At 58.3% G+C, this 17,094-nt stretch carries 12 protein-coding genes; 8 read left to right on the top strand and 4 right to left on the bottom strand.

Annotation, left to right across the window (positions count from 1 at the left end; translation table 11 throughout):
• Positions 1-133: 133 nt before the first annotated feature.
• On the bottom strand, positions 134-6,181 hold the full coding sequence (locus OS242_RS18175; protein WP_267153121.1) for a cadherin-like beta sandwich domain-containing protein: 6,048 nt from the start codon (positions 6,179-6,181) through the stop codon (positions 134-136).
• 195 nt (positions 6,182-6,376) lie between these two features.
• On the opposite strand from OS242_RS18175, the gene OS242_RS18170 reads away from it, so the two are divergent.
• Genes OS242_RS18170 through OS242_RS18155 form a run of 4 tightly spaced genes read left to right on the top strand, consistent with a single transcriptional unit; the run spans position 6,377 to position 8,449 of the window.
• Complete coding sequence (locus OS242_RS18170) at positions 6,377-6,856, top strand: GNAT family N-acetyltransferase (RefSeq protein ID WP_267153145.1); 480 nt, start codon at positions 6,377-6,379, stop codon at positions 6,854-6,856.
• Positions 6,849-7,349, top strand: a complete 501-nt coding sequence (locus OS242_RS18165; RefSeq protein WP_267153120.1) for a phage tail protein — start codon at positions 6,849-6,851, stop codon at positions 7,347-7,349. Before OS242_RS18170 ends, OS242_RS18165 begins: the two co-directional genes overlap by 8 nt.
• 19 nt (positions 7,350-7,368) lie before the next feature.
• On the top strand, positions 7,369-7,887 hold the full coding sequence (locus OS242_RS18160) for a phage tail protein (RefSeq protein ID WP_267153119.1): 519 nt from the start codon (positions 7,369-7,371) through the stop codon (positions 7,885-7,887).
• 19 nt (positions 7,888-7,906) lie between these two features.
• A complete protein-coding gene (locus OS242_RS18155) occupies positions 7,907-8,449 on the top strand; it encodes a phage tail protein (protein ID WP_267153118.1) in 543 nt (180 codons plus the stop codon).
• Positions 8,450-8,514: 65 nt separating this feature from the next.
• On the opposite strand, the gene OS242_RS18150 is transcribed toward OS242_RS18155, so the two are convergent.
• A complete protein-coding gene (locus tag OS242_RS18150) occupies positions 8,515-9,900 on the bottom strand; it encodes an alanine/glycine:cation symporter family protein (RefSeq protein ID WP_267153117.1) in 1,386 nt (461 codons plus the stop codon).
• Positions 9,901-10,051: 151 nt separating this feature from the next.
• Here OS242_RS18150 and OS242_RS18145 point away from each other — a divergent pair, with 151 nt between their 5' ends.
• The 4 genes from OS242_RS18145 to OS242_RS18130 are packed head-to-tail and all read left to right on the top strand — an operon-like array spanning position 10,052 to position 14,548.
• Entirely contained in the window at positions 10,052-11,527 is a 1,476-nt protein-coding gene (locus OS242_RS18145; RefSeq protein WP_267153116.1) for a spore germination protein, read from the top strand.
• Positions 11,524-12,624 carry a GerAB/ArcD/ProY family transporter gene (locus OS242_RS18140; RefSeq protein WP_267153115.1) on the top strand — a complete coding sequence of 367 codons (1,101 nt, stop codon included), beginning with the start codon at positions 11,524-11,526 and terminating at the stop codon, positions 12,622-12,624. Before OS242_RS18145 ends, OS242_RS18140 begins: the two co-directional genes overlap by 4 nt.
• Positions 12,621-13,715: a Ger(x)C family spore germination protein gene (locus tag OS242_RS18135; RefSeq protein WP_267153114.1), complete on the top strand. Its 1,095-nt coding sequence runs from the start codon at positions 12,621-12,623 to the stop codon at positions 13,713-13,715. Before OS242_RS18140 ends, OS242_RS18135 begins: the two co-directional genes overlap by 4 nt.
• A 50-nt stretch (positions 13,716-13,765) precedes the next feature.
• Positions 13,766-14,548: a lipase family protein gene (locus OS242_RS18130; RefSeq protein WP_267153113.1), complete on the top strand. Its 783-nt coding sequence runs from the start codon at positions 13,766-13,768 to the stop codon at positions 14,546-14,548.
• Positions 14,549-14,596: 48 nt separating this feature from the next.
• On the opposite strand, the gene OS242_RS18125 is transcribed toward OS242_RS18130, so the two are convergent.
• Both OS242_RS18125 and OS242_RS18120 read right to left on the bottom strand, forming a co-directional pair.
• Positions 14,597-15,097, bottom strand: coding sequence for a DoxX family protein (locus OS242_RS18125; RefSeq protein WP_267153112.1), 501 nt, complete (start codon positions 15,095-15,097; stop codon positions 14,597-14,599).
• A 116-nt stretch (positions 15,098-15,213) separates the two neighbouring features.
• Positions 15,214-17,094 carry an ABC transporter ATP-binding protein gene (locus OS242_RS18120; RefSeq protein WP_267153111.1) on the bottom strand — a complete coding sequence of 627 codons (1,881 nt, stop codon included), beginning with the start codon at positions 17,092-17,094 and terminating at the stop codon, positions 15,214-15,216.

The raw sequence follows: 17,094 nt of genomic DNA, 5'->3' as shown, positions 1-17,094 counted from the left end.
AAAGGTTCCCGCTTCGCTTTTGCTCTATGTCAAGTATTATAGAAAGTCGCTTTCTTATTTAAAGTAATAACCCTTACAAAACGAGAGGAGCCCCCGGTTTGGGAGCTCCTCTCGTTTGTTAGGAACGCTTGCTTTACTTGATCCACACTTCCACGCCGTCCACCAAATGATACTTGTGGCGAACGGACGCTTCCATGATGTCTTTGTACGCCCAGTAATCAGGCGCGACATCGGACCATTTTGGCGAACCTTCCACAGACCGCGGATGACGCTCCAGCAGTTTGTTCAGGATCACGACCGTCTGCGCCCGGGTCAGTTCGGCGTTTGGACGGAACGTGCCGTCCGGGAAGCCGTTCAGCAGCCCGGCCTTTTCCGCTTTGAGGATCGCGTCTTTCGCCCAATGATCGCCAAGGTCTGTGAAAGCGGAAGTCCCTGCCGCGTTCGGCAGTTGCTTCAGTTTCGCCAGCACCATCGCCATCTCGGCGCGCGTCACCACGCGGTTCGGATAGAAATTGCCGTCCGGATAGCCCACCATCACGTTCTTGCCGTGGACGAAGGCAATCGACTTCGCCGCCCAGTGCGAGTGGTTCACATCGCCGAACGATGCGGTCTGCGCACCGACCTCGCCGTTTGCAAACAAGCGAGTCAAGATCGTCGCCAGTTCTGCGCGGGTGATGCCTTTGTTCGGCTGGAATGTGCCGTCCGCATAGCCGAGGATATACGGCAGGTGTTCGCGGGTTTCCAGCGCCTTCATCTTAAAGTCTGTCGTCACCGCGATGCGGTCCACCAAGAGGATGCCAGTCTCCGGGTCGAGTCGGCTGTCGTACGTCTCATAGCCGGATCTCTCCGCGATGAGGTAGTACGCGCCTTCCGGGAACATCAGGAACCCGTACTCCCCCTCGAGGGAGGACAGTTGTCCGTTGACGTTTTGCCCCGGCATCATCTCCGGCAGTTGCGGCAGGGACACCAGTGTGCCCGGCGTTCTGCCTTTGCTGCGGTTTTGCTCGGTGTCCGCCCAGTACAGGCTGACTTTTACCCCGTCCACCGCTTCGTTCGTGACCGAGTCGCGAACGGTGCCGAACGGATTGATCATTTCGATCTGCAACGAAGACGCGGACTCTTGCACCGTCAGCGTGCCTTCCGCTCCTGCCAGCTTTTCACCGTTTGGTGCAAGCGGGTACAAGAACATCTTGTACGTGCCTGATGTCACGCGCTTCATTTTGAAAGTCCCGTTCGCTTCGACGTCGATCCCTGCTTGCAACAGGGTCTTGCCGTCCGCCGCATAGATCGCGGCGGTCAGCGGCACGTTGGAGCCGAGGAGTTTGGTGACGTTTTCGTTGAGCGGCTGACCGTTTTCGTTCACCACACGAATCACGCCGTCGATGATGTCAGACGGAGTCCCGCCGCCACCGCCACCGCCACCGCCGCTCGGACGGGTGACGACCAAGGTGTACGTTTTCGTCGAGCCGTTCTCTGCGGTCACGAGCACCGTGATCGTGTTGGAACCAGGTTTCAGGACCACCTTGATCGCGTTGCCGCTGGTCACCGCCTTGCCGTTCACCTTCACGGTTGCCGTTCCGTCTGCCACAGTCGGCGTGAGCTCAAGGCTGTTCACCGAGGCGGTCACGTCGGCCGTGTAGTCGGTGGTCTCAGAGGAGAACACCGGGGTCAACGTGCCTTGGCTGATCGTCACGTTGCTCAAATTGTTGTTGCTCGAAGCAGCGCGGGTGACGGTGACAGTGTACGTCTTCGTCGACCCGTTTTCTGCGGTGACCGTCACTTGGATCGGGTTCGCGCCGACATGCAGCGCGACCGTATGCGCATTGCCGCTGACGACGTCCGCGCCGGCTACCTTCACCGATGCGGTGAGATCGTCGACTGTCGGCGTGAGGTCGAGGCTGGTCACTTCATTGCCGACGCTGACCGAGTAGCTGATCTCGCCCGGTGCGAACACCGGGTCGAGCGTACCCGCGCTGACCGTCAAGTTGCTCAGGTTGTTGTTGCCCGATTGCAGGCGTGTCACGATGATCTCGTAGACTTTTGGCGTACCGTCTTCCGCTTCCACCGCGATGGTGATCGTGTTCTCGCCCACGGCGAGCGACGAGATCGTCTTCGCGTTACCGCTCACGACCGGATCGCCGTTGACGTTTACAGAAGCGGTGCTGTCCGCCACGGTCGGTGTGACATCAAGAGAGGTCACATCGTTCGCGACTTCCACCGTGTAATTCACTTCACCGGAAGCAAACGCTGGTGTCAGCGATCCCTCGCTGACCGTCAGATTGCTGAGGTCGGCGTTGCTCGACTCTGCGCGATTCACAGTGATCACATACGAGTTCGGCGTGCCGTCTTCTGCCGTCACTGCGATGGTGATCGTGTTCGGGCCGACTGCCAGCGGCGAGACCGCCTTGCCGGTGCCGCTGACGACTTCAACGCCATTGACAGTGATCTCGGCCATGCTCTCAGCTGCTGTCGGTGTGACCGTCAGACTGGTCACTTCGTTGCCGACCTCCACGGTGTAGGCCTTTTCACCGGCAGAGAAACCTGGCGTCAACGTGCCCGCGCTGACCATCAAGTTGCTCAGGTTTGCGTTGTCCGACTTCGCACGAGTGACGATGATCTCGTACTCTTTGGGCGTGCCGTCTTCCGCTTCCACTGCGACGGTGATCGTGTTCGGGCCTGTGCTCAGCGCAACAGCCTTGCCAGTGCCGCTGACGATTGCAACGCCATTGACGGAGACCGTCGCCGTGCTGTCCGCCACAGTCGGAGTGACCGTCAAGCTGGTCACTTCGTTCCCGACTTCTGCCGTATAGTTTTGACTGCTGGACGCGAAGACAGGCGCCAATGTGCCCTCACTGATCGTCAAATTGCTCAGATCAGCGTTGCTCGACGGCAAGCGGGTCACGATGATCTCGTACTCTTTCTCCGTGCCGTCTTGCGCCTTCACTGTGACGGTAATGGTTTTAGGCGTGCCCACCGCCAGCGAAGAGATCGTCTTGCCGGTGCCGCTTACGACCGGATCGCCGTTGACAGTGACTGTCGCGGTGCTGTCTGCCACGGTGGGCGTGACATCGAGAGCGGTCACATCGTTCGCAACTTCCACCGTGTAGTTCACTTCAGACGAATCGAACGTCGGTGTCAGCGATCCCTTGCTGACCGTCAAGCTGATCAGGTTGGCGTTGCTCGACGGCAAGCGGGTGACTTTGATCTCATACACGTTCGGCGTGCCGTCCTCCGCTTCCACCGCGATGGTGATCGTTGTCGTGCCTACCGGGAGCGAGGAGATCGTCGTCGACGCTCCGCTGGCGACCGGCGACCCATCAACGGTGATCGTCGCGGTGCTGTCCGCTGCGGTCGGTGTGACATCGAGGGAGGTCACTTCGTTGCCGACCTCCGCCGTGTACTGCTCGATGCTCGCATCAAACCCCGGTGTCAGCGTACCTTTGCTGATCGTCAGGTTGCTCAGATCGGCATTGCTCGATTTCAGACGGGTCACAACGATCACATAATTCTTGGTCGCCCCGTTCTCCGCCCGCACCGCGACGGTGATCGTGTTTTCTCCGACAACCAGAGACGTCACCGTCTTCGAACTGCCGCTGGCGACCGGTGAGCCGTTGACCGTCACAGACGCCGTCGTGTCTGCCAAAGTCGGCGTGACATCGAGAGAGGTCACTTCATTGCCCACTTCAACGGTGTAATCCTGTTGACCGGTTGCAAATAACGGATTGAGGCTGCCTTCGCTGATCGTCAGGTCGGTCAGATCGTTATTGGCCGACTTGGCGCGGGTCACGTTGATGATATACGTCTTCGTCGACCCGTTCTCCGCCGTCACCACGACCGGAATCGCGTTCAAACCGGTGCCCAGCGAGACCGCGCGGGCCGTGCCGCTAGCGACCAGAGTTCCATCAACCGTTACCGTTGCTTGGTCGTCCGCCACAGTCGGCGTAATCGATACGCTGGTCACTTCATTGGCCACATCGGCCGCGTCGTAGCTCAACGTATCGGGATCAAACCCCGGATTCAGCGGACCATTCGAGACAGAAAGAGCGCTCAAGTCGGCATTGTCCGACTTTTCGCGGGTCACGGTAATCTCATATTGGTCGGAATCGCCGTTCTCCGCCGTCACCACGACCGTGACGGTGTTCGGACCGACTGCGAGCGGCGTGATCGTCTTGGAAGCGCCGTCGCTGACAGGAGTTCCGTTGATTTTCACCGATTGCGTGCTCTCCGCGTAGTCGGGCGTAACATCGACGCTCGTCACACCGTTTGCGACGGTGGCGTTGTAGCTCCTGACCCCTCCCGTGAAGGACGGGGACAGCGATCCTGTGCTCAATGTGAGACCTGCGAGCTGCGTGTTGCTCGACATCGCGCGATGCACAGTAACGGTGTAGGTTTTCGTCGTGCCGTTTTCCGCCATCACGAGGACCGGGATCGGATTCGCTCCGACGGTCAATGGTACGTTCACCGAGTTGCCGCTGGCGACCGAAGTCCCCTTTACGGTGATCGTCGCCGTGCTGTCCGACGTCACCGGTGTGACGTCGACGCTGGTCACGCCGTTGACCACGCTGGCGTCATAGCCGATCTCCGCAGGATCAAAACTTGGAGAAAGCGAACCTGCGCTCAACGTCAAACCGCTCAGATCGGCGTTGGCCGACGGAGCACCTCGCGTCACTTTGACGGTGTATGTCTTTGTCGCGTTGTTTTGCGCTTTCACCGTCACGGTGATCGTGTTCTCGCCCTGATCGAGCGGCGATACAGTCGCCGCCGAACCGCTGTCGACAGCCGCCCCGTTCACCGTCACAGTCGCCGTCGTGTCCGCCACAGTCGGCGTGACATTGACGCTGGTCACCGCGTACGGCACGTTTTGCGTGTAGCTCGTCGTGCCCGACGCAAATCCTGGTGTCAGTGAACCGGTGCTCAGTGTGAGATTGCTCAGATTGTTGTTGCCGGACAAGGCGCGGTTGACCGTCACCTTGTACGTCTTCGTCGCGCCGCTTTGCGCAGTCACGAGGATCGTGATCTCATTGTTTCCAACACTCAGCGGCACTGTCGAAGCTGTGCCGCTAGTGACCGACGCCCCTTGCACCTCCACCGTCGCGTTTGCATCTTCCACCGTCGGCGTGACGTCGACGAAAGTGACGCCGTTCGCCACGTTGGCCGTGTAGATCTCGACACTGGAGGAGAACAGCGGCGACAGCGTGCCTGCGCTGAGCGTGAGAGAGCTCAGGTTGGCATTGGTCGACATGGCGGCGTTCCTCACATACACTTTGCCCGAAACCCCGACCGCCACGTACTTGTTGGTGCCAAAGGCGATGTGGGTGAGATGAGTCGCGATGCCTGACGCCTCTGCCTCCCACAGCTTGCCATCAGCCGAATGGATGACCGTACCCGATAATCCAACCACCGTAAATTTCCCTTGTCCATAGGTGACACCGTACAACGTCGTCGCACCGGAAGGAACGGTCTGTTGCTCCCAAGCTGTGCCATTCTCCGAATAAAGGAGCATGCCATTCAGGCCGACCACGATATACTTGCCGTCCGCATATGCGACCTCAAGCAGAGTCTGAGTGGTCGGGGAAGTCTGCGGCGACCACGCGATACCGTCCGTGGACGTGTAGATCTTCCCGCTGTCACCCACCGCGACAAACTGTCCTCCGCCATAGGTGACTCCCCTCAGTGTGGTGCCAAACGGTGAACCGGTTGCCGGTGTCCAGTTTTGCCCATCCAAAGAGTAGACGATATTACCGCCATCCCCTACTGTCACGAGCGTGGTGGAGTTGGCTGCGACCGACCTCAGATTTGCGGCGACACCGCTGGTTCTCGCTACCCAAGAATCACCGTTGTTATCCGAGGTGTACAGCACACCTCCAGAGCCAACGATCACCCAGTAGCCCAGCCCATGCGTCACACCAAAAAACGAGGTCGCATAACTGCCGGACGGCGACCATGTCTCCCCATCGCCCGACTTGCGGAGCAAACCGGTGTTGCCCACCGCAATCCAGTTCCCATTGTGATGAGCCACCTTGTTGAAACCGCCTGTCGTGCCGGCATCTTTGTTCACCCAGGGTTCATCGGCCGCCCTCGCGACCTCTGCCCATTGTCCGGCACCGCTCGATGCGAACAGGAGCAAAAACACCAGCATCATGCTCAAAAAACGAGTAAAAGATCGTGACTTTCCTTTCATTCCATTCCTCCCTCCCCCTACGCTACCATTATAGATCACTAACACCTTAAAACACACTACCCATTAGAATGATTTTTAAATAAGTTAAGATATGGACAGTTCTATATGATTGAAGTTCTTCGGTGTGATATGCTTAAGTGGCATTGCAGGATTCTGATACTTTCCTATCATAAGCGAGGTGCTCCATTGGACACAATGCCAATCTCACCCAGCGACGCTCCCTTCCTGTTCGAGCTCTACGCCAGCACCCGGGCAGACGAAATGCGTGCTTGGGGCTGGGACGAGACGACACAGCGAGCGTTTCTGCAGATGCAATGGACCGCCCAACAGCAATCCTATGCCGCGCAATATCCGGACGCAGATCATCGCATCCTGATCCATCACCATCTCCGCGCAGGCCGCATCCTGATCTCGCGCTCCGGACAAGCTGTGATCCTCGTCGATCTCACCTTGCTGCCTGAGCACCGGGGAAAAGGCATCGGTACTGCGCTCTTACAAGATTTGCAGCGTGAAGCGGCCGAACTTGGCAAACCGCTGCGCCTCTCCGTCCTGAAGACCAACCCGGCCCGCCGTCTGTACGCGCGCCTTGGCTTCACACAGACTGGAGGCAATGAACTGTACGACTTTTTGGAATGGCAGCATCAAAACTCTACAAGAGGTGATCAGAATGAGTGAATCGTATCTGGGCGAGATCCGCATGTTCGCGGGCAACTTCGCCCCGCAAGGCTGGGCGCTCTGCAACGGCCAGATCCTCTCCATCGCCGAAAATGAAGCGCTCTTCGCACTTCTCGGCACCACCTACGGCGGCGACGGACAGACCACGTTCGCCCTGCCGGATCTGCAAGGCCGTGTCCCGGTCCACCCGAGCACCGCCTATCCGAGAGCTTCAAAAAGCGGCACCGAAACGGTGACGCTCACAGCTACCCAAATGCCCGCTCACACGCACACCGTAAATACTGTCAATGCAACGGCCACAGCAATAAGCCCCAACAATGCTGTCTGGGCATCCGGCCCCCGCTCGACGTTTGCCACCACCGGCACCCCGACCGCGATGAACCCCGCTTCCATCTCCACGGTAGGCGGCAGTCAGCCTCACGACAACATGATGCCGTCGCTGACGATCTCATTCATCATCTCGCTCTACGGCGTTTTCCCGCCTCAGCCCTAAACGAATAGGAGGAATCAGCATGTCAGAACCGTTCTTGGGTGAAATTCGCATGTTTGCAAACAACTATGCACCGCGCGGCTGGATGTTTTGTGAAGGTCAGATTCTCCAGATCAATCAAAACCAAGCCCTCTTCTCCTTGCTTGGCACCGTATACGGCGGAAACGGAACCACCACCTTCGCGCTTCCGGATCTGCGCGGCCGCGTGCCGATCCACGTGGCATCCAACATCCCGCTCGGCACCTCGCAAGGCGAGGCCGCTCATACCCTGACCACTAATGAAATGCCTCAGCACACCCATCAGGTATCTGCATCTTCCGCCAACGCCACCGCTCTGGAACCGGTCAACAACACGTGGGCGGTTGCAGTGAATGAAGATAATAGCCAAGTCTCCCTCTACAATCCGGCTGCAACGCTCATCCAGATGAACGCCGGCGCACTCGGTACAGTAGGGGGCAGCCAGCCTCACAACAACATGCAGCCTTATCTCGCGACGAACTTCGCCATCGCGATTCAAGGCATCTACCCGTCGCGGAACTAAAAAGGAGGGAGAAAACACAATGGCAGACGCATATATCGGCGAGATCCGCGTTTTCGCAGGAAACTTCGCACCGAAAGGCTGGGCGCTGTGCAACGGTCAGCTGATGTCGATCTCGCAAAACACGGCGCTCTTTTCCATCCTCGGCGTCCAGTACGGCGGCGACGGCAAAACCACCTTCGCCCTGCCGAACCTGATGGGCAACGCTCCGATGGGCCAAGGGAGCGGCCAAGGCCTGACCCCGCGCACCGTGGGCGAGAAAGTCGGCTCCTCAACCGTCACGCTGCTCACCACGGAGATGCCGGGGCACAATCATGCGCCGCAAGCGATCAACGTCCAAGGGACCACCGTTGACCCGACCGGCAGCTACTGGTCACAGTCCGTCGCGGAAGGTCTCCCGGGCCTGGAAACGCAAATCCCCCTCTTCAACCCCACCCCAGACACCCCGATGTCCCCGGTCGCACTCAACGTCGCAGGCGGCTCTCAGCCGCACAACAACATGCAGCCGTACCTTGCGATGAACTACATCATCTGCCTCCAAGGCGAGTTCCCGTCCCGAGGCTAGTGCATCAAAAAAAGACCGCAGATCTCTGCGGTCTTTTCTTATTTGCACTCTTCGTTTTCCCTTGCCTATTTTTCTTCCCAGCATTCCGTGCCGGCTGCCCGGTAGACCGGGTCTTTGCCTTGCTTCTTTTGCTCCTGATAATCCTTCAGCGCTGCAAATGCCACCTTGCCGAGCAGGAAGATCGCGATCAGGTTCACCAGCGCCATCAGCGCCATGAACAGGTCGGCGAGATCCCAGACCAGCGACACTTTTGCCACCGAGCCGAAGAACACCATGCCGACGACCGCGAGGCGGAACGCCAGCACCCACGCCTTGTGCGAGTTGATAAACTCGATGTTCGTCTCGCCGTAGTAGTAGTTGCCCACAACGGACGAGAATGCAAACAGGAACACGGCCACCGCCACAAAGTGGGTCGCCCATGCCCCGAGCTGCGAGGAGAGCGCCGACTGCAACAGCTCGATGCCGGTCAGATCGGACGCGCCGTACTGGCCGGACAGCAGCACGATAAACGCCGTTGCCGAGCAGACGATCAGCGTGTCGACAAACACGCCGAGCGCCTGAATCAGACCCTGCTTGGCCGGGTGGGACACCTCGGCCGTCGCCGCTGCGTTCGGGGCGCTGCCCATGCCCGCTTCGTTGGAGAACAGACCGCGCTTGATCCCCGCCATGATCGCAGCGCCCATCGCGCCGCCCGCCACCTGCTCGATGCCAAACGCGCTCTTGAAGATCAGCGCCAGCACGCCCGGCAGCTCGGTGATGTTGACGATCACCACATACAGCGCGATCAGCACATAGCCGCCCGCCATGATCGGCACCATCCATTCCGACGTCTTGGCGATGCGCTTGACGCCGCCAAAGATGATGTACGCACTGATCGCCGCCAACACCAGACCGATCAGGTTGCGGTCAAATCCGTACGCCGCATTGAGCGACACCGAGATCGTGTTCGCTTGCACCGCGTTGAACACGAGGCCGAAGCACAGCGTAATCAGCACGGCGAACAAGATCCCCATCCACCGCTGGCCAAGACCCTTTTCCATATAATACGCCGGGCCGCCGCGATACCCGTCGCCGTCCTTGATCTTGTAAATCTGAGCCAGCGTCGCTTCCACAAACGCAGACGCCGAGCCGATCAATGCGATCAGCCACATCCAGAAGACCGCGCCGGGTCCCCCCGTCACGATCGCGATCGTCACCCCGGCGAGGTTACCGGTGCCGACCCGCGACGCGGTGGAGATACAGAACGCGCCAAACGACGAGATCCCTTTCTTCTGCTTGACCGAGTCACCGACCCCGTCACCGAGCAGTCGAACCATCTCACCCACCATGCGAAATTGGACAAACTTCGTGCGGAACGTGAAGTACAGGCCAACGAGGACGAGCACGCCGATCAAAATATAGGACCAGAGAATATCATTGCTGACACCGACGATGCTTTGCAACATTTCCATGTTTTCCATTTCTCCTCCTCTTCGGAATAGTAAGTCATGCTTCCCATCTATATTAACATTGAACCTCCATTCATGACACCAGTGGATACCTCTCAGACGAGTAGGGAAGTGTAACCAAAAAGGAAAACAGAACCACCGGAGGCTTGGCGTCATGGAACCGAAGCAGATCACCGACAAACTGGTTGAAAATATCGAACACCTGCGATCCCTGTTCACGCACACCCCGGACCTGATCATTCATCCTGTGCCGCTGAAGACCGGTCAGCACGGCGTCCTCGTGTACTTGGAAGGGCTGGTCGACAAACTGTCGATCAACGACCACATCCTGCACCCCCTGATCTATGAAGGGAACGCAAAGACTCCCCCGCGCAACGCGGTGCCAAACGGCGGCAAGACCACTTCCGCATCCCGGTGGTCCGATGTCGAAGCAGGGCTCTTTCAAGGAAAAAGCGCCTTGTTCCTCGAGGGCCAGCCGCATGCCGTGCTGTTCGACACAGCCGGCTGGCCGCAGCGGGCCATCGAAGAGCCACAGGTGGAGTCCACCCTCAAAGGAGCGCACCAAGGCTTCACCGAGACGGCCAGCCAAAACATCGCGATGGTCCGCCGCTACATCGCCAATCGCAACCTGAAGATCAAACAACTGACCGTCGGTCGCCGCAGCCAGACCCGCGTCTACCTGCTCTACCTCGAAGACGTGACCCACCCGGAAGTGATTCGGGAGATGCAAGGACGCATCGAAAAGATCGACATCGACGCTGTGATCAACACCGGCGAACTGGAACAACTCATCGAGGACAACCCCTATTCGCCGTTCCCTCAATACAAAGTCACCGAACGCCCCGACGTGGCCGTCTCCCACCTGCTCCAAGGCCGGGCAGCGCTCGTCGTCGACAACTCGCCGGGTGTGCTGATCGGCCCGATGGTATTCGTCTCGTTTCTCCAAGCTTTGGACGACTACAGCACGCGCTGGATGGTCGCCTCCTTCGTCCGCCTGTTGCGCTTCACCGGCTTGCTGATCGGGATCTTCCTGCCCGCCCTGTATATCGCCGCGATCTCCTTCCACTTCGAGATCCTGCCGATCAGCCTCCTGATGTCGATCGGTGAGTCAAGAGCACGCGTGCCGCTCCCACCGCTCATGGAGGCCTTGCTGATGGAGTTGACCTTGGAGATGTTGCGCGAGGCGGGCATTCGATTGCCCTCTCCCGTCGGGCAGACGGTCGGGATCGTCGGCGGCATCGTAGTCGGACAAGCGGCGGTGCAGGCCGGGATCGTCAGCAACATCATGGTGATCGTCGTCTCGCTGACCGCCATCGCCTCCTTTATCTTGCCGGATCAAAACATGGCCGCTTCGATTCGCCTGATCCGCTTTCCGATGATGCTGCTGTCCGCCTGGTTCGGCATGATCGGCATCGTCATCGGCCTCACCACGCTGGTGGGTCACCTGATTGCGGCCGAGACGCTGGGCTTGCCCTACAGTTCGCCCCTCGCACCGGCCCGCTTTGGCGACTGGAAAGACACGTTTATCCGCATTCCCTTGCAAAAAATGCTCAACCGTCCCCAATCGGCGCACCCGGTGCAATCGACCAGACAATCACCGTCCGCAAAAAACCGAGGTGATGACAAGTGAAGAAATACGCCTACAACGAAATCACCACCAAACAGTTCATCTTTTTCATCTACAAAACGCAGATCGGGGTCGGCATCTTGACCATGCCGCGCACGCTCGGGGAGGCGGCGGGAACAGATGCCTGGATCTCGATCCTCTTCGGCTATGTGATCGCTCTCGCCGCCAGTTGCCTGATCATTCTCATCATGAGCAAACACCCGGAGGACACGTTGTACGACCTTCTGCCCCGCTATTTCGGCAAATGGATCGGCAACGGACTTTCCCTGATCTTTATCCTCTACTGCGCCATCGCCGCCGGGCTCGCCATCCTGTCTTCTGTCTTCATCGAACGGATGTGGATCGTGCCGGACTCGTCCGCTTTTCTGCTGATCGTCCTGTTCATGATCCCGGTCTATACGGTCACCCGCAACGGTTTGCGCGTGCTCGGACGCTATGCGGAATTTGTCTACTTGGGCACCGTGTGGATGTATCCTTTGTTGCTGTTTTCCTTAAAAGAGAGCCACTGGCTCAACCTCCTGCCTATCGCCAAAGACGGGTGGGTCCCGATCGTGAGCGCCGTCAAACTGACCGTGCTGCCCTTTCTCGGCTTTGAAATGGCCTTCATCCTCTACCCGTTTCTGCAAAACAAAAAAGCCGCCTACAAAGGCATCATCATCGCCAATTCGATCTCCTTGGCGGTCTATCTGCTGATCGAGATTCTGGCCAGCATCTTTTTCAGCCCCACCGAAGTCACAGAGTATTTCTGGCCGACTCTGATCCTGCTCAAACGCATCGAACTGCCGTTTATTGAGCGATTTGAGATCGTGTTTCTCTCGTTCTATTTCCTCGTGCTGTCGATGACGGTCATCCCCTATCTCTTCACCGCCGTGTTCGGGACGAGCCAACTGATGGGCAAACAAGACCACCGCGTCCACTTGCGCTGGTACACCGGGATCTTCCTGCTCATCGCTTTTTTCTACAACCCCTCCTATACCTCCCTGGATCGACTGCTGACGGCATGGGGCAAGTATGGAATCTTTTTCGCCTATGCCTTTCCCGTCTGTCTGTGGGGTTATATCGCCGTGTTTCAATGGTTCAAGAGGAGGCGCTTTCCATGAAAAAATGGCTTCCGGCCGCTCTCTCGTTCCTGCTGTTGCTCCCTTTGACGGCGTGCGGCAAGCAAAATTATCTCGAGCGCACCAACATCGTGCTCGGCATCGCCATCGATCGGACGGATAAGGACCAACTGCTCGTCATCGACAACCAAGTCCTCTTCTCCACGGCGCTCAAAGAAAAAAGCATCACCTCCTCGACGAAGGCCCCCTCTGTGCGCGCCGCTCGGGAAAACTTGAACGCGATGAGCCGGGGATCGGTCACAGGCAGCAAACTGCAGGTCCTGTTGCTCGGCAAACGGCTCTTGCAGGAGAAAGATGTGATGCCGTTGATCGACGTCGTATTTCGTGATGCCAAAAACGCCACCAATGCGCGGGTGATCGCCGTTGACGACAGCATCGAAGAGATCATGAGTTTCATGCCGCGTGACAAGACCCATCTGTCTGTTTATCTCTCCGATCTGGTCGACAACGCCTACGACAAACGCAGCATCGCACGCACCGAAATCAAACAATTTCATTACCAGTACTTCGAAGAAGGCATCACACCCGCGATCACACAGCTCAAAAAAAGCAAAAATGAGATCATCGTCACCGGCACCGCCCTGCTCAACAACAAAGCCACCTACATCGTCTCGCTCGACCGCAAAGAGAGCGTCCTGTTGCAAGCGCTGCAAGAGAACGTCGAATCCGCTTCGGTGCCCTACACGATCCCGGTGGCAGGCAAGGGACAGGTCAGCATCGACCTGCGCTCCAAACAGAAAGTGAAAACGTCGTTCGTTCGCGGCAAGTTTCGCTTTGACATCCAGATGAAGATCTCGGCCAGCTTGTTGGAGCGCACGTTCACAATGAATGCCGAGAAACAAGTAGACGAGATCACCAAGATGGTCCAAGCCCAACTCCTGCATGATGCGAGAGCCCTCGTAAAAAAATTGCAAGACCACCATGTCGACCCGGTCGGCTTTGGTCTTCATGCCCGGGCATTCGAGTATTCGCATTGGAAAAAGGTACAGGATCATTGGCCTGACGCGTTCGCAGATGCGGATGTCCATCTCACGCTCGACGTGGAGATGAAAGGACTGGGCGCGGTTAAATAAATCCTCTATACTGGAGGTGTAATCCACCTTCATCTATGAGGAGAGTGCTCATGAGCACCATCACCTATTCCGTCTCGACCGCCATCGCGTGGGGCGAGCTTGTCAAAAGCGCGTACAGCACCTACAGTGCCGACACCCAAAACACCAACCCGGCCGTGCCGACAGACCTGCCGGACGGCTGGACCGTGCTGGCGAACATCCAGTGCGATCCGGTCGCCGGTTTCTTCTCCCAGATCCAGTTCATGGGCTTCGTTGTCCAATCGGCAGCCGACCCGACGCAGATCGGCATCGTCTACCGCGGCACCGAAGGCGTCATGGATTGGCTGGCCGACTTTGAAGCGGAGCATACCGACTTCACCGACATCCAAAACGGCGGCCGCACCGAACTGGGCTTCACGCGGATGTTCCGCTCAGCCAACGTCATCAAACCGGGCGAGACCGAGACCCGGACTTTGGAGTCGTACGTCCAATCGCTCCCCGCTTCGACCTGCATCACCGTCACCGGCCACTCGCTCGGCGGCGCGATTGCCAATCTGACGGGTGCCTGGATCGCCGCCACGCAGCCGCACCTCGCCTGCGAGCTGTACACGTTTGCCGCTCCGATGACGGGTGATGAGACGTTTGTCGCCACGTTCAACACTCTGGTGCCGAACAGCTTCCGCATCTACAACCAGCCGGACGTCGTGCCGAAGTCCCCGCTGCACATCATGGGCTACGACCAAGTCAACACCGGCATCGAAGTCAACTCGCTCGACTTCCCGGAGATCAAAAAGAGCATCTTGAGCTACCACTCGCTCGACACCTACCTGTTCTTGCTCCGTCAGCAGTTGTAACGCACACAAAGACCTCGCCGCACACGTTCTGCGACGAGGTCCTTTTTTTCATTCTTGCCGACGTCCGAGCACCGCGCGCGACCGCTGACGAAGCCACGGCAACACCCAACGGTCGCCGCCGAAGCGACCTGCGTTTGCCCCGGCTGCCAGCAGGAAGAAGCCCAACAGGATCAGGTTTGGATTCTTGCTGATCGTCCCGGCGAGCAGAAACGAGAAATTCATCAGCAGGCACATCAGAGCGGAGAACGTCGTCAGCGTTCCAAGGATCAACCCGATCCCGGCCAGGAGTTCCCCCCACGGCACCAGCACGTTGAACACCTCCACATTCGCCAACGCCACGTTCTGCAAAAAATCCCCGTACCAGCCCTGCACGATCGGCTTCTCCCCGCCCGCTTTCTCGATCGCTCCCTGCAAAAATCCGGTGGCATCAAACGGCTTCGGGCCGGTCAACTTTTTCAGACCCGCGCTCAGAAACGTCCAGCCGACATACAGCCGCACCAACGTCAGAAGCAACGCCGCATACTTCCCATTTCGCAACCAATCGAACATCTTTTCAAGCACTCCCTTTTTCTATTTTGAGTGAAGGCAAAAGTGTTTCCCACGGGAAAATAATATGTCGCCCGGCTCCGATCGGTCACAACTCCTAAACAAAAAAAGCCGCGCCCTTATAAAAGGCGGCGACTCGTTTCGTTTTCATCTGCTCCCTCAAGATTCTGGAACTGGTTCACAAACATGCTGTGATACCTGCCCTGCTTCTCGATCAATTCCTCATGGCTGCCCTGCTCCGCGATGCGCCCTTGATCGACGACTATGATCCGATCCGCATCCCGGATCGTATTCAGCCGGTGCGCGATGATAAAGCTCGTGCGCCCTTTCAGCATCTCAAGCAACGCCGCCTGGATGTGCAGTTCCGTCCGGGTGTCGATCGAGCTCGTCGCTTCATCGAGGATCAAAAGCGCCGGTTTCGCCAGCATCACGCGGGCGATGGCGAGCAGTTGCCGTTGGCCTTGCGAGAGATTGCTCCCGTTCTCGGTGAGCTGCGTGTCGTATTGCTTCGGCAGACGATTGATAAACACATCCGCGTTCGCCATCGCCGCCGCTTCCTCCACGTCCCGGTCGGTCGCGTCCGGCCGGCCGTACTTGATGTTCTCCTTGATCGTCCCCGAAAACAGGTACGTATCCTGCAACACGATGCCAAAGCTCCGGCGCAAACTGTCCCGCGTATAGTCCCGGATATCCCGTCCGTCCAGATAGATCGTGCCGCCCGTCACATCGTAAAATCTCGTCAGCAGATTGACCACCGTCGTCTTCCCTGCCCCCGTCGGCCCGACCAGCGCCGTCGAAGTGCCCGCGACCGATTCAAAGTCGACATCTGTCAAGATCGGCACATCCGGCCGGTAGCCAAAGCTGACGTTTTCAAACACCACGTGCCCCTTCGGATCTTTCAGCTCCATCGCCCCCGGACGATCCTCCGGCTCCTCCTCTTCATCGAGGACTTCAAACACGCGCTCCGCTCCGGCCACGCCCGACTGCAACACGTTGAACACGTTGGCCAAGTCATTCAACGGCCGTACAAACTGCCGCGAGTAGCTGAGAAACGCCGCGATGACCCCGACTGTCGCCAGCCCTTTCACCGCCAATACCCCGCCGACGACGGCGACAACCGTAAAGCCGAGGTTGTTGATCACGTTCAAGATCGGCATCAAAAACCCGGAAAGGATCTGCGCCTTCAGCCCGACCGCGCTCAGTTCCTCATTCACCCGGTCGAACTCCTCGATTACCTTGTCCTCCCGATTAAACGCTTTGACCACCGTCAGCCCCGTGATCGTCTCTTCGATGTGACCGTTCAATTTGCCCAGTTGGACCGACTGATTGCGAAATAACACCCTCGTCTTCTTGGCAATCGTCCGCGTCAGCCAAAACACCAGCGGGATCGTGATCAAACTCGCCACCGTCAAGATCGGGCTGAGCACCAGCATCATCACCAGCGTCCCGACCAGCACGATCAACCCGGACATCAACTGCGTCGTCGACTGGGAGATCGTCGTGCTCACGTTGTCGATGTCGTTCGACAGCCGGCTCATCAGTTCACCGTGCGTCCACGTGTCAAAAAACGCGACCGGCAGTTTTTGCAATTTGGCAAACAGAGCCGCGCGCAGACGTTTCACGATCCGCTGCGACACCCCCGCCATCAGCCAACCCTGCAAAAACGTCAGCACCCCGTCCGCCAGATAGGCGGCCAGCAAGAGGAGCACCGTGATCTCCAGCAGACCCCAGTCCACGCCGCCGTTTTCCGCCGTCATCGCATCAATGGACCGCCCGAGCAGATACGGGGCGAACAACATCAACGCCGCGTCAAGTAAAAGAAACGAGAAAATCACCGCCAGCATCTTCCGCTCGCTTCCAAAGTACTGCCACAGCCGCTTCAGCGTCGCTTTAAAATTCTTCGCCTTCACCACCGGAGCCCCGCGTCCCGGACCGCCAAATCCCGGTCTCGGCGCGACTCCGATCATCGGCGAGGGTGAACGGTCTTTTTCTTTCGCCAT

Origin of the sequence: Tumebacillus lacus (genome assembly GCF_026410385.1) — a bacterium.
In the GTDB taxonomy this organism is placed as follows: Bacteria; Bacillota; Bacilli; order Tumebacillales; family Tumebacillaceae; genus Tumebacillus; species Tumebacillus lacus.
Note: the sequence above shows the minus strand (reverse complement) of the source record. Positions and strands in the feature narration are given on the sequence as shown.